This window comes from Pseudomonas sp. Tn43, from assembly GCF_014192635.1.
Lineage (GTDB): Bacteria > Pseudomonadota > Gammaproteobacteria > Pseudomonadales > Pseudomonadaceae > Aquipseudomonas.
Window position 1 is genome coordinate 338,055 of the sequence record NZ_JACHYG010000005.1, and the last position, 13,068, is coordinate 351,122.

The window sequence follows — 13,068 nt, forward strand, 5'->3', positions numbered from 1 at the left end:
TGTCTGCCGAGCTTTCCATGCCTGACCTGCTTGATCATTACCCGTTCACCGCGGGCACTTATCACGAACTGCTCGACGACAGCGGCGCGGTGCGCCCGCACTGGCGGCGGCTGCTCGATCAATTACAACGCAGCACGCCAGCGCAACGGGTGCAGCGTCAGGCGCTGCTGACCCGGCAGATCCACGAAAACGGCGTGACCTATAACGTCTACGCCGACCCCAAGGGCGCCGACCGGCCATGGGAGCTGGACCTGCTGCCCCATGTGATGGCCGCCGATGAGTGGGAACGGTTATCGGCCGGGATCGCTCAACGGGCGCGCTTGCTCAATGCCGTCCTGGCGGATTTGTACGGCCCTCAGCGCTTGATCGCCGAAGGTCTGCTGCCGGCTGAGCTGGTGTTCGGTCACAACAACTTTCTCTGGCCCTGTCAGGGCATTGCCCCGCCCGACGGGGCCTTTCTGCATCTGTATGCCGTGGATCTGGCGCGCACGCCTGACGGTCGCTGGTGGGTGACGGCGGATCGGACGCAAGCGCCATCCGGTGCCGGTTATGCTCTGGAAAACCGCACCATCGTGTCCCGGGCCTTTCCCGAGCTGTACCGCGATTTGAAGGTGCAGCACCTGGCCGGGTTCTTCCGTACCCTTCAGGAAACTCTGGCCCGTCAGGCGCCGAGCGATGACGAAGCACCACTGGTGGTACTGCTGACGCCGGGGCGTTTCAACGAAAGCTATTTTGAACACCTGTATCTGGCTCGCCAGCTCGGATATCCGTTGGTGGAGGGTGGCGACCTGACCGTGCGGGATGCCACGGTCTACCTCAAAACCTTGAGCGGCCTGCGTCGGGTCCACGCGATCATGCGCCGGCTCGACGATGATTTTTGCGACCCGCTGGAGCTACGCACCGACTCGGCCCTCGGCGTGCCGGGGCTGCTCGAAGCGGTGCGTCAGGGCCGGGTGCTGGTGGCCAACGCCCTTGGCAGCGGCGTGCTGGAGTCGCCGGGTTTGCTGGGGTTCCTGCCGAAGATCAATCAGCATCTGTTCGGCGAAGAGTTGATACTGCCGTCCATCGCGACCTGGTGGTGCGGTGAAGCGCCGGTGCTGGCCCAGGCCCTGGAAAAACTGCCGGAGCTGTTGATCAAGCCGGCGTTCCCGTCGCAAAGTTTTACCCCGGTGTTTGGTCGTGATTTGAATGAAGAGCAGCGCCAGGCCCTGGCCGAGCGGATGCAGGCACGGCCTTACGCCTATGTTGCGCAAGAATTGGCGCAATTGTCCCTGGCGCCGATCTGGCAGGCCGAAGAGGGGCAGTTGCAACCACGGGCCATCGGCATGCGGGTGTATGCGGTGGCCAGTCGGGAGGGTTATCGGGTACTGCCCGGCGGGCTGACCCGGGTTGCCGCCGAGGCCGACGCCGAAGTGGTGTCGATGCAACGCGGCGGTGCCAGCAAGGACACGTGGGTGTTGGGCGATCGCCCGCCCAGCGGTGAGCAATGGAAAGCCCAGCGCAACATCAGCGTGCATGATCTGGTGCGACGCGATCCGTATCTGCCATCTCGGGTGGTCGAGAACCTGTTCTGGTTCGGTCGTTATTGTGAGCGCTGCGATGACAGCGCACGGCTACTGCGCATTATGTTGGCGCGCTATATCGAGGGCGATGATCCGCAAGCCCTGGAGGCAGCAGTCGATCTGGGTGAACGCTTGAATCTGTTGCCGGAAGAGGGCGAGTTGCCGGAGCGCTTGCTGGCGGCGTTGCTAGGCGATGATTGGCCATTCAGCCTGCGCTCCAACCTGCAACGTTTGCAGTGGGCGGCGTCGCAAGTACGCGGCAAGCTCTCGCGAGAGAACTGGCAAGCGCTGGTGGAATTGCAACGTGAGGCCATGGAGCTGGAAACCGAAGAACCGGATTTCGGCGAGTTGCTGGATTTCCTCAACCGATTGGTGATGTCGCTGGCGGCGCTGTCCGGTTTTGCCCTTGACGACATGACCCGGGACGAAGGCTGGCGTTTCCTGATGATCGGGCGCCGTATCGAGCGGCTGCAATTTCTCAGCGCTAGCCTGGCGGCGTTTCTGCGCGGTGCGGGGGCTTTCGATCAGGCCGGCCTGGAATGGCTGCTGGAGCTGGGCAACAGCAGCATCACGTACCGCTCGCGGTATTTGGCGGTGGCACAATTGATCCCGGTGCTGGACCTGTTGTTGCTCGATGAGCAGAACCCTCACGCGGTGTTGTTTCAGTTGAAACTGGTGACCCGCACGTTGAAACGCTTGAACGACGACTTTGGTGCGCCGCGGGAAACCGGTCTGCCACAGTTGTTGGATCGGCTGGCGCGCTTCGATCTGGGTTGCCTGGAAAACTCACTGTTTGGCGAGGCCAGTGTTCGCGCCGCCATAGAAGGATTGGCCGATCTGTTACAGGAGATCGCCGATGCCAGCGGGCAAATATCGGATCGCCTGGCCTTGCGCCATTTCGCCCATGTCGATGATGTCAGCCAGCGCACGGTGTCCGTCTGATGAATGCCCGTTACCAGATTCTCCACGACACCCATTATCACTATGACAGCCCGGTATCCTTGGCCCAGCAGCTGGCGCACCTGTGGCCGCGGGCTTGCGTTTGGCAGCGCTGCACCGAGCAGCAATTGCAGATCAGTCCCGACCCGACTTCACGCCGGGATGAGCTCGACGTGTTCGGTAACCCGCTGACCCGGCTGGCATTCGAGCGGCCGCACGATGAATTGCTGGTCAATGCCAGCCTGACGGTCGAAGTGCTGGGCCGACCCTCGTTGGACTTCAATCAATCGCCGGCCTGGGAAGAGACCTGCAATGCACTGACCTACAACAGTCAGCCGCTCTCTGCTGAATTGCTCGAAGCCTGCCGTTACCGGTTCGAATCGCCCTATGTGCATTTGAAGCGCAGCTTCGTCGAGTTCTCCGAAAGTTGTTTTCCTCCCGGCCGGCCATTGCTGCTGGGGGTTCAGGCGTTGATGGAGAAAATCTTCAGCGAATTCACCTTCGACGCCGAAGCGACCCAAGTGGCAACGCCTTTGGTGGAAGTGCTGGAGAGGCGGCGCGGGGTTTGTCAGGACTTTGCACATTTGATGCTCGCTTGTGTGCGCTCCCGGGGATTAGCGGCGCGGTACATCAGTGGCTACTTGCTGACCCAGCCACCACCGGGCCAGCCACGGCTGATCGGCGCCGATGCGTCTCATGCCTGGGTGTCGGTGTTTTGTCCGGTGCTGGGCTGGGTGGATTTCGACCCGACCAACAATGTGCAACCGGCGCTGGAGCACATCACCCTGGCCTGGGGCCGGGATTTTTCCGATGTGTCGCCGTTGCGTGGAGTGATCCTGGGCGGTGGCAGCCATGATCCCGAGGTTCGGGTAACCGTGATGCCATTGGACTAATAGAGATCCAGTGTGTGCGAGCCTGCTCGCGATGATCGATGTCGGCTGACCTGTCGCTATTGCGAGCAGGCTCCCACATGGGTATGTGCAAGTCAGTGCTGGACGGGGAATTTTCAGATTGGCCTGTGAGGGTCAGCAACAACGTTGCTGACCCTGGACACAGATCCGGTGGGCCTGATCATCGGGCCCTGAGGGTCTCAGACGTCGGGCGCCTGATCTTTCGGTGCTTCAGTTTCGTCTGTCGCCACTTCGCCTTCGGTATCCGGGTTCAGTGCTGCTGCGTCTTCAGCTGTAGCTTTCTTGCGCTGAAGCTTTTCCTCTTTCTTCTGCTCCTTGGCCAAGTCTCTCTGACGTTTGGCGAAGGAATAATTAGGTTTAGCCATGGGCGATCCTCTGGGGTCGAAGGTGAGGTTGAGCGGCGCATATTCTGCCCTGTATCGATGCCGAGCCGTTAGCCGGGTTTTTGCTCGGTCCATTTTGGCAGTACCGAGGGTTGCCAGGCTTCTAGTGCATCGAGCAGGGTTTGCGGCGATTCGCTCATTTGCAGCATGTCACGGTGCGCTTCGCGAACGAAGCCTTCGCCGACGATATGATCAAGAAAAGACGCCAACTTGCTGTAGAAACCGTTCACTTCCAGCAAACCCAGCGGTTTTCCGTGATAGCCGAGCTGGCCCCAGGTCCAGACTTCAAACAGCTCTTCCAGTGTGCCCAGGCCGCCGGGCAGAGCAATGAAGGCATCGCTGAGCTCGGCCATTCGCGCCTTGCGCGCATGCATGCCGTCGACCACTTCCAGGCGAGTCAGGCCGCTGTGGCCGATTTCCTTGTCCTTGAGGCTCTGCGGGATGATCCCGATCACCTCACCGCCGGCCGCCAGTGCGGCATCGGCCACGATCCCCATCAGCCCGACGGCGCCGCCGCCATAAACCAGAGTCAGCTTGCGCTCGGCCAATGTTCGCCCCAAGGCGACAGCGGCTTCACGATAGGCTGGATTGATGCCGGTGCTGGCACCGCAAAATACACAAACAGACGCTAAAGACATGCCTTACTCCACGGTCATCAGGGCCACAGAGTAAGGGTTGGCTTGCCTCGTTCCAAGCGTTAAACCTCGCGTTAGGGTGTTTCACAGGTACCACTGGCGCCGCAGGCGTAGGCGGCGAGCAAACTGCACAAAAAGCTGTTGAAAGACATGACAGGCGCTCCGGATAAGAGATGACGGCCCTGATGATAGGGCCGTGCCAGACGCTTGGCCGGTAGATTGTTTCGATGAGTGTCATAGGTCGAAAGTTGTATACAATTTTTGATTCAGGTCATAGGAACTTGCGAAGATTTCAGGCAGTCTTCTGTCCACTAGAACTTTTATTAACCCTGCCTTGGAGATTCACCATGTTTGCCAAACTTGTTGCGGTATCCCTGCTGACACTGGCCAGCAGTCAATTGATGGCTGCCGAGTGCAAGACAACCATCGACTCCACCGATCAGATGTCCTTCAGCACCAAGGCCATTGAAATCGACAAAAGCTGCAAGACCTTCACCGTTGAACTGACTCACTCCGGCAACCTGCCAAAGAATGTCATGGGCCATAACTGGGTGCTGAGCAAAGAAGCGGACATGCAGCCGATCGCTACCGACGGTCTGGCGGCAGGTATCGACAAGAACTACCTGAAAGACGGTGATGCTCGCATCATCGCTCACACCAAACTCATCGGCGCGAAGGAAACCGACTCGGTGACTTTCGATGTATCCAAGCTCAATGCGGCTGAGAAGTACGGTTTCTTCTGCTCGTTCCCGGGCCACATCTCGATGATGAAAGGTACGGTTACCCTGAAGTGATTAAATTGCGTTCATAAAAAAGCGTCCTGCGAGGGACGCTTTTTTTGTGCCTGACGATAGACCGAGTCATCGTTTTTCGCGGGCAAGCCTCGCTCCTACAGGATTTTTGTCGTGCCCATTACCGGGGTGCGACACAAAATCTGTGGGAGCGTGGCGATGTCCTTAAGGCGCAAACGGCATCACACGCTTGTGATGGGTCTTTTTGTACGTATCGCAAATGATCTTGAACGCTTCTTCACGCACCGGCTCGCCGTGCAGGAAGGCATCGATCTCGGCGTAAGTCACGCCGTGGGACGCTTCGTCCGGTTTGCCCGGCGACAGGTCTTCGAGGTCGGCGGTCGGGATTTTTTCCACCAGCGACTCCGGTGCGCCAAAGCTGCGGGCGATGGCACGGACCTGATTTTTCACCAGGCCGCTCAGCGGTGCGAGGTCGCAGGCGCCATCACCGAATTTGGTGAAGAAACCCATCACCGCTTCTGCCGCATGGTCGGTGCCGATCACCAGGCCATGAGCCGCGCCAGCGATGGTGTATTGCGCAACCATGCGCATCCGCGCCTTGGTATTGCCCAGCACGAAATCCTTCTGCACCGCCTCCTTACCTTCGAAGGCCGCCACTTCGCTGGCCAGGGATTTGACCGCCGGACCGATGTTAACCGTGTGGCGCTCATCAGGTGCAATGAAGTCCATCGAGGCCTGGGCATCATGCTCATCGAACTGGATGCCATAAGGCAGGCGCACCGCGATGAACTTGTAGCTGGCGTCCCCGGTGCGCTCGCGCAGTTCACGCATGGCGCGTTGGGCCAGCAAGCCGGCGGTCAGGGAATCGACACCGCCGCTGATGCCCAGCACCAGCGTCTTGAGCCCGGCATTGACCAGACAGTCCTGAATGAAGGTAATCCGCCGGGCGACTTCAGCCTCGAGGGCGAGTTGATCCGCGAACGGCGGTTGGACCTTGAGCTGTTCAGCAATCTCACGCTGTACGGCTTGCATGAATTCACTCCTTGCTAGATGGGCTTGAAAGGGCGGCAGGTACTTGGAAAACATGTCGCAAATAGGCGACGAAATTCGGGTCGTTGCAATGAGTCTTGCCCGGCTCATCAGAAATCTTGGCCACCGGCTGGCCATTGCAGGCCGTCATTTTAAGCACGATGCTCATGGGTTCGACACCCGCAATGTCGCACGTCAGGTTAGTGCCTATACCGAAGCTGACATTGATCCGACCGCGCAATGCCCGAAAAATCTCCAGAGATTTTGGCAGGGTCAGGCTGTCGGAAAACACCAGGGTTTTGCTCATCGGGTCGATACCCAGCTTGTGGTAGTGGGCAATGGCTTTTTCCGCCCATTGCACCGGGTCACCGGAATCGTGGCGCAAGCCGTCGAAGAGCTTGGCAAAGAACAGGTCGAAATCGCTAAGGAAAGCATCGGAGGTAATGCAGTCGGTCAAGGCGATTCCCAGCAAACCCCGGTATTCACGGACCCAACAGTCGAGGGCGGCAATCTGGCTGTCGATCAGCCGTGGACCGAGTTGCTGGTGGGCCATGATCCATTCGTGAGCCATGGTGCCCAGCGGCTTCATGTTCAGCTCCCGGGACAGGTGCACGTTGCTGGTACCGACGAAGCGACCGGGGAAGTCATGCTTGAGCACGTTCACCACTTCTTCCTGTACACGGTACGAGAAGCGACGGCGAGTACCGAAATCGGCTACCTGCAATTCGGACAATTCATCGCTACTGGCGTTGGAACTCAGCCATTCGAACTTGCGATAGAGCTGCTCGCGAGCCTGTTCCAGAATGATTTCCCGGTAGCGATAACGGTTGCGTACTTCGCTGACCATGGCCAAGAGCGGCACTTCGAACAAAATCACGTGCAGCCACGGCCCGCGCAGACGGATGAACAACTCACCGTTTTCAATGCCGGTGTGGACGTAGCGAAGATTGAAGCGGAACAGACCGAGAAAACGCAGGAAATCCGGCTTCAGAAAACTGATGCGTTCCAGAAAACTCAATTGATCGGCACTCAGGCTCAACTCGGCCAGACGCTCGATCTGGAAACGGATCTCCGCCAGGTACGGGCGCAGATCCTCGCTGTTACGGCAACGAAACTCCCATTCGACTTCCACGTTCGGGTAGTTGTGCAGCACCGCCTGCATCATCGTCAGTTTGTAGAAGTCGGTGTCGAGCAGGTTCTGCACGATGCGATCGGCAAACACACTCTCGCTCATAACGGGGTCTCCAGGCTGGCCGCGGCCCGTGGCAGCGACGTTGCAGCTGTTTCAATGAATGGGCTAGTGGCGCATATCAGCGGCAGGTATTGCCAGCAATTTTTGCATCAGCGCAAATTGCTCTGTAGGAGTTAATTGTTAGATGTGGGGTTGTCGATCTGCTCCAGCATCCACTTCACAAAATCCCGCACCTTGGGCACTTCCGCCGAATGCTCGGGATACGCCAGGTAATAGGCATCGGTGCTGGGCATCGCATGCTTCCAGGGAATGACCAGTTTGCCGTCGGCCAATTCCTCTTCCACCAGAAACTTCGGCAGCAGCGCTACGCCGCAACCGACCTGGGCAGCGCGTATGCACATGTAGAAGGTTTCGAAACGCGGGCCGTGGTAGCTGTGTTCGGTGTGGTAGCCCTGGCTGTCGAACCAGTCGTGCCAGGCCTGAGGCCGGGAAGCGTTTTGCAGCAGGACCAGATCGGTGAGTTGCGTAGGGTCGGTGAACGGCGTGTCCGGCAGGCTGCCCGGCGCGCAGACCGGCACCAGTTCCTCGCCGAACAGCTTCAGGCATTCGGTGCCGGGTCGTGAGCCCTGGCCAAAGTAGAACGCCAGGTCACTGCGACCTTGCAGCAGATCATCCGCCTCCTGTTCGCTGCACAGGTCCAGATGGATCGACGGATGGCGCAGGCGCCAGCCTTTCAGGCGTGGCACCAGCCAGCGTGCACCGAAGGTCGGAGGCGTGGAGACGCGCAAGACTTCGGTATCACCGCCGTAGGAGCGCAGGTAATGGGTCGACATTTCGACCTGTGTGAGGATTTTTCTTACCTCCACCAGGTACAAATCGCCAGCGGGAGTCATTTGCAGGCGTCGGCGCACCCGGCGGAACAACAGGTGTTGCAACAACTCTTCGAGTTGCGCGACCTGTTTGCTCACGGCGCTCTGCGTCAGGTTCAGCTCCTCGGCGGCACGGGTGAAGCTCAAATGCCGGGTCACGGCCTCGAAGCACTGCAGCGCGGTGATCGACGGCAAGTAGCGTTTATTCAGCATGGGTGGTCCTTTTCTTGTTTCTCTGTGCTCTTTTTTACCGGCAGATTCGCAGCATGAATAAACGGAATGATATCTCTCTTAAAGGTCGTTTGTTGGGTAACCTCCGGGGAGCTAAAACTACAGGTCTGATCAGCCGGGTTAATCCGGCTGCACGTTTTCTGTTTTTTGCTTGAGGAGTGACCCATGGTTGCCGCATTGCTTGATCGTCTTGGTGTGAACCCGGCCCTGTACCAGAACGGCAAAGTGCCGGTGCATTCGCCCATCGATGGCAGCCGTATCGCTGCCGTGAACTGGGAAGGCGCCGCTGAAGTCGAGCAGCACATCAGTCGCGCAGATCATGCGTTCGAACTGTGGCGCAAGGTTCCGGCGCCGCGTCGTGGCGAATTGGTGCGCCAATTGGGTGACATCTTGCGCGAGTACAAGGCTGACCTCGGTGAGCTGGTGTCCTGGGAAGCCGGCAAGATCACTCAGGAAGGTCTTGGCGAAGTTCAGGAAATGATCGACATCTGCGACTTCGCGGTCGGTCTGTCCCGTCAGCTGTACGGTTTGACCATCGCCTCCGAGCGTCCTGGCCACCACATGCGCGAAACCTGGCACCCGCTGGGCGTCGTTGGCGTGATCAGTGCGTTCAACTTCCCGGTCGCCGTCTGGGCCTGGAACGCCACGCTGGCGTTGGTCTGCGGTAACCCGGTGATCTGGAAGCCGTCGGAGAAAACCCCGCTGACCGCGTTGGCCTGCCAGGCACTGTTCGATCGCGTACTGAAAAATTTCAGCGACGCCCCGCCGCACCTCAGCCAAGTGATTATCGGCGGTCGCGATGCCGGCGAAGCGCTGGTCGATGACCCGCGTGTCGCGTTGGTCAGCGCTACCGGCAGCACCCGCATGGGCCGCGAAGTTGCACCGAAAATCGCTGCACGTTTTGCCCGCAGCATTCTGGAGCTGGGCGGCAACAACGCGATGATCCTCGGCCCGAGCGCCGATCTGGACATGGCCGTTCGGGCGATTCTGTTCAGCGCCGTCGGCACTGCCGGGCAACGTTGCACCACCTTGCGTCGCCTGATCGCCCATGAGTCGGTGAAGGAAGAAATCGTCACCCGCCTGAAAGCCGCTTATTCCAAAGTACGCATCGGCCATCCGCTGGAAGGCAATCTGATTGGGCCGCTTATCGACAAACACAGCTTCGAAAACATGCAGGACGCGCTGGAGCAAGCCTTGAGCGAAGGCGGCCGGGTGTTCGGCGGCAAGCGCCAGCTGGAAGACAAATTCCCCAACGCTTACTACGTTTCGCCAGCCATCGTCGAAATGCCGGAACAGAGCGATGTGGTGTGCAGCGAAACCTTCGCGCCGATTCTGTACGTGATCGGTTACAACGATTTTGAAGAAGCGCTGCGCCTGAACAACGCCGTGCCACAGGGCCTGTCGTCGTGCATCTTCACCACCGACGTGCGTGAAGCCGAGCGGTTCATGTCGGCGGTGGGCAGCGATTGCGGCATCGCCAACGTCAACATCGGCCCGAGCGGCGCGGAAATCGGCGGTGCGTTTGGCGGCGAGAAGGAAACGGGTGGTGGTCGTGAGTCCGGTTCGGATGCATGGCGCGGGTACATGCGCCGTCAGACCAATACCGTGAACTATTCGCTGGAGTTGCCGTTGGCTCAGGGGATTACATTCGATTAAGCAGCGGCAAGCTACAAGCTTCAAGCTTCAAGCAGACTGGCTTGCAGCTTGTAGCTTGCGTCTTGTAGCTGCTCCGACAGGAGCTTGCAATGCCGTTACGCGAAGAGTGTCTGTGGGAAAAACTGACGCCGCAAAGGCCCGATAATGTGGCGCTCCAGGGCGAGGTGACGGTGGATGTCTGCGTCATCGGTGCCGGTTTCACCGGTTTGTCGGCGGCGGTGCATCTGCTGGAACAAGGTAAAAGTGTCTGTGTGCTGGAAGCGCATCGCGCCGGGCATGGCGGTTCGGGGCGTAACGTCGGACTGGTCAATGCCGGGATGTGGATTCCACCGGATGAAATCGAAGCCGGTTTCGGCGAGGCGATCGGCCGTCAGCTCAACCGCATGCTGGGGGCGGCGCCGTCGCTGGTGTTCAGCCTGGTCGACAAATACAACATCGATTGCCAGTTACGCCGCGAAGGCACGCTGCACATGGCGCACAACGCGCGTGGCGAAGCGGATCTGCGCAGTCGCGAAGAACAATGGAAACGTCGCGGTGCACCGGTGGAACTGTTAACCGGTCAAGCCTGCGAACAAGCCACAGGTACCAAAAAGATCGCCGCCGCCTTGCTCGATCGGCGCGCCGGCACGATCAACCCGATGGCTTACACCACGGGGCTGGCCAACGCGGCCGTCGGCCTTGGCGGTCAGCTGTTCGATCATTCCCCGGTCACCCGACTCGAACGTCAGGGCCAGCGCTGGTCGGTGCAAACCGCCCGGGGTTCGGTGCTGGCCGAGCAGGTGGTCATCGCCTCCAACGCCTACACCGAAGGTGACTGGACGGAGCTGCGGCGCAACTTTTTCCCAGGTTATTACTATCAAGTGGCTTCGGTGCCGCTGACCGAAGATGCCGCGCAGCAAATTCTGCCCGGTGGTCAGGGTTCCTGGGACACCCGGCAGGTGCTCAGCAGTATCCGTCGCGATGCCGAAGGGCGGTTGTTGCTCGGCAGTCTCGGCAATGGCAACCAGAAACCGACCTGGTTTCTGAAAGCCTGGGCCGACCGGGTTCAGCAGCATTACTTTCCGTACCTGAAACCGGTGGAGTGGGAGTGCACCTGGACCGGCTGCATCGCCTTCACGCCGGATCATTTGATGCGCCTGTTCGAACCGGCACCGGGGCTGGTGGCCGTCACCGGCTACAACGGTCGAGGCGTGACCACCGGTACAGTGGTCGGCAAAGCCTTTGCCGACTATCTGTGTAATGGAAATCCCCAGGCCCTGCCGATTCCTTTCGCACCTATGCAGCCATTGGCGGGGGCGGGGCTGAGAAGCTGCCTGTATGAGGCCGGATTTTCGTTGTATCACGCGGGCCAGTGCCTGCGGATCGTCATCTGATTGTTGAAATATGTTGCTGGAAGCGGCGCTTTTCAGCGAAGCGGCTAGCCTGTAATGGTGCGGGTTGTAGCAGTCCCGCACCAGCAGTGTGCAGTTCGGTGACGCGGGCTGTTACAGGCTGGTTGCACATCGTTTGGCGCTGCGGTTGCAATGATGGCGCGTGCGGGTTGCGCCTTTAAAAATAAATGGTTTTACCTCCCGCGGTTTAGACGGTTGCACGCCCAATGAAAATGGGCCCGAAACAGTCGAAAAAACAATAAGGCAGCGACTTTTCCCAGAATAAAAAACCGATGGCACGGCCCTTGCTCTGAGCATTCAGTGAAGTCGCAGTGCCAACTAAAAAAAACCTTGGAGCACCACCTCATGTCCCAGACGTTTTACAAGAAAGGCTTTCTGGCCCTCGCAGTGGCAACTGCGTTGGGTGTTTCTGCGTTTGCTCAGGCTGACATCAAGATCGGCGTAGCGGGTCCAATGACGGGCGCCAACGCGGCATTTGGCGAGCAGTACATGAAGGGTGCGCAGGCAGCGGCTGATGCAGTCAACGCCGCTGGCGGTGTCAACGGGGAAAAAATCGTTCTGGTCAAAGGCGATGACGCCTGCGAACCGAAACAGGCTGTGACGGTCGCCAAGGACCTGACCAACCAGAAAGTCGCTGGCGTAGTCGGTCACTTCTGCTCCTCGTCGACCATTCCGGCCTCCGAGATCTATGACGAAGCCGGCATCATCGCGATCACTCCAGGTTCCACCAACCCGGCGGTTACCGAGCGCGGCCTGAGTGCCATGTTCCGTATGTGCGGGCGTGACGACCAGCAAGGCATCGTGGCCGGCGATTACATCGTCGACGTGCTCAAGGGCAAGAAAGTGGTGGTCCTGCACGACAAGGACACCTACGGCCAAGGTCTGGCGGATGCAACCAAGGCTCAACTGGCCAAGCGCGGTGTAACGCCGGTGCTGTATGAAGGCCTGACCCGTGGCGAAAAAGACTTCAGCACCATCGTGACCAAAATCCGTGGCGCTGGCGCTGACGTTGTCTACTTCGGTGGCCTGCACCCGGAAGCCGGTCCTCTGGTTCGTCAATTGCGTGAGCAAGGCCTCAAAGACGTCAAGTTCATGTCCGACGACGGCATCGTGACCGACGAACTGGTGACCACTGCTGGCGGTCCGCAATTCGTTGACGGCGTGCTGATGACCTTCGGCGCCGACCCACGCCTGCTGCCAGACAGCAAGACTGTCGTGGACGAGTTCCGCAAGAAAGGCACCGAGCCTGAAGGCTACACCCTGTATGCCTATGCTTCGGTCCAGGCCCTGGCTGCCGCCTTTAATGGTGCCAAGAAGAATGATGGCGAAGCGGCGGCCAAATGGCTGAAAGCCAACAAGGTCAAAACCGTGATGGGCGAGAAGGAATGGGACCAGAAGGGCGACCTGAAAGTCTCCGACTACGTGGTTTACCAGTGGGACAAGGATGGCAAATACCACCAGCTGGAAAAACAGAAGTAAGGGCTGACATGATCAGTTGAACCCCACAAGTCCCTGTGG

General features: G+C 59.3%; 11 protein-coding genes. 6 read left to right on the forward strand and 5 right to left on the reverse strand.

Annotated elements, in window-relative coordinates; translation table 11 throughout:
• The first annotated feature begins 17 nt into the window (after positions 1-17).
• Positions 18-2,504: a circularly permuted type 2 ATP-grasp protein gene (locus tag FHW68_RS15955; protein WP_183681217.1), complete on the forward strand. Its 2,487-nt coding sequence runs from the start codon at positions 18-20 to the stop codon at positions 2,502-2,504.
• Complete coding sequence (locus tag FHW68_RS15960) at positions 2,504-3,394, forward strand: transglutaminase family protein (protein ID WP_095634023.1); 891 nt, start codon at positions 2,504-2,506, stop codon at positions 3,392-3,394. Before FHW68_RS15955 ends, FHW68_RS15960 begins: the two co-directional genes overlap by 1 nt.
• Before the next feature lie 197 nt (positions 3,395-3,591).
• Here the strand turns inward: FHW68_RS15960 and FHW68_RS15965 are convergent, their stop codons facing one another.
• Together FHW68_RS15965 and FHW68_RS15970 are read right to left on the reverse strand one after the other, a co-directional pair.
• Positions 3,592-3,777, reverse strand: coding sequence for a hypothetical protein (locus tag FHW68_RS15965; RefSeq protein ID WP_095634024.1), 186 nt, complete (start codon positions 3,775-3,777; stop codon positions 3,592-3,594).
• A gap of 68 nt (positions 3,778-3,845) precedes the next feature.
• A complete protein-coding gene (locus tag FHW68_RS15970; RefSeq protein WP_183681219.1) occupies positions 3,846-4,433 on the reverse strand; it encodes a TIGR00730 family Rossman fold protein in 588 nt (195 codons plus the stop codon).
• Positions 4,434-4,777: 344 nt separating this feature from the next.
• Between FHW68_RS15970 and azu the strand changes: the two genes are divergently transcribed.
• Positions 4,778-5,224, forward strand: coding sequence for an azurin (gene azu, locus FHW68_RS15975; RefSeq protein ID WP_095634026.1), 447 nt, complete (start codon positions 4,778-4,780; stop codon positions 5,222-5,224).
• Between the two features lie 162 nt (positions 5,225-5,386).
• On the opposite strand, the gene nadE is transcribed toward azu, so the two are convergent.
• The 3 genes from nadE to FHW68_RS15990 form a co-directional block, all read right to left on the reverse strand.
• A complete protein-coding gene (nadE, locus tag FHW68_RS15980; protein ID WP_183681221.1) occupies positions 5,387-6,214 on the reverse strand; it encodes an ammonia-dependent NAD(+) synthetase in 828 nt (275 codons plus the stop codon).
• Positions 6,215-6,218: 4 nt separating this feature from the next.
• Entirely contained in the window at positions 6,219-7,445 is a 1,227-nt protein-coding gene (pncB, locus tag FHW68_RS15985) for a nicotinate phosphoribosyltransferase (protein ID WP_183681223.1), read from the reverse strand.
• 131 nt (positions 7,446-7,576) lie between these two features.
• Positions 7,577-8,485 (reverse strand): LysR family transcriptional regulator, encoded by a 909-nt coding sequence (locus tag FHW68_RS15990; RefSeq protein ID WP_095634029.1) that lies wholly within the window; start codon positions 8,483-8,485, stop codon positions 7,577-7,579.
• Between the two features lie 183 nt (positions 8,486-8,668).
• On the opposite strand from FHW68_RS15990, the gene FHW68_RS15995 reads away from it, so the two are divergent.
• The 3 genes from FHW68_RS15995 (at position 8,669) to FHW68_RS16005 (ending at position 13,029) form a co-directional block, all read left to right on the forward strand.
• Positions 8,669-10,159: an aldehyde dehydrogenase family protein gene (locus FHW68_RS15995; protein ID WP_095634030.1), complete on the forward strand. Its 1,491-nt coding sequence runs from the start codon at positions 8,669-8,671 to the stop codon at positions 10,157-10,159.
• Positions 10,160-10,248: 89 nt separating this feature from the next.
• Entirely contained in the window at positions 10,249-11,532 is a 1,284-nt protein-coding gene (locus FHW68_RS16000) for an FAD-binding oxidoreductase (RefSeq protein ID WP_183681224.1), read from the forward strand.
• Positions 11,533-11,895: 363 nt separating this feature from the next.
• Positions 11,896-13,029, forward strand: coding sequence for an ABC transporter substrate-binding protein (locus tag FHW68_RS16005; RefSeq protein ID WP_095634032.1), 1,134 nt, complete (start codon positions 11,896-11,898; stop codon positions 13,027-13,029).
• Positions 13,030-13,068 lie beyond the last annotated feature (39 nt).

What these genes read in the sequence shown, in the direction of transcription:
- FHW68_RS15955 (WP_183681217.1), top strand. Translation starts at nt 18, where the DNA reads ATGCCTGACCTGCTTGATCATTACCCGTTCACCGCGGGCACTTATCAC.
- FHW68_RS15960 (WP_095634023.1), top strand. Translation starts at nt 2,504, where the DNA reads ATGAATGCCCGTTACCAGATTCTCCACGACACCCATTATCACTATGAC.
- FHW68_RS15965 (WP_095634024.1), bottom strand. Translation starts at nt 3,777, where the DNA reads ATGGCTAAACCTAATTATTCCTTCGCCAAACGTCAGAGAGACTTGGCC.
- FHW68_RS15970 (WP_183681219.1), bottom strand. Translation starts at nt 4,433, where the DNA reads ATGTCTTTAGCGTCTGTTTGTGTATTTTGCGGTGCCAGCACCGGCATC.
- azu (WP_095634026.1), top strand. Translation starts at nt 4,778, where the DNA reads ATGTTTGCCAAACTTGTTGCGGTATCCCTGCTGACACTGGCCAGCAGT.
- nadE (WP_183681221.1), bottom strand. Translation starts at nt 6,214, where the DNA reads ATGCAAGCCGTACAGCGTGAGATTGCTGAACAGCTCAAGGTCCAACCG.
- pncB (WP_183681223.1), bottom strand. Translation starts at nt 7,445, where the DNA reads ATGAGCGAGAGTGTGTTTGCCGATCGCATCGTGCAGAACCTGCTCGAC.
- FHW68_RS15990 (WP_095634029.1), bottom strand. Translation starts at nt 8,485, where the DNA reads ATGCTGAATAAACGCTACTTGCCGTCGATCACCGCGCTGCAGTGCTTC.
- FHW68_RS15995 (WP_095634030.1), top strand. Translation starts at nt 8,669, where the DNA reads ATGGTTGCCGCATTGCTTGATCGTCTTGGTGTGAACCCGGCCCTGTAC.
- FHW68_RS16000 (WP_183681224.1), top strand. Translation starts at nt 10,249, where the DNA reads ATGCCGTTACGCGAAGAGTGTCTGTGGGAAAAACTGACGCCGCAAAGG.
- FHW68_RS16005 (WP_095634032.1), top strand. Translation starts at nt 11,896, where the DNA reads ATGTCCCAGACGTTTTACAAGAAAGGCTTTCTGGCCCTCGCAGTGGCA.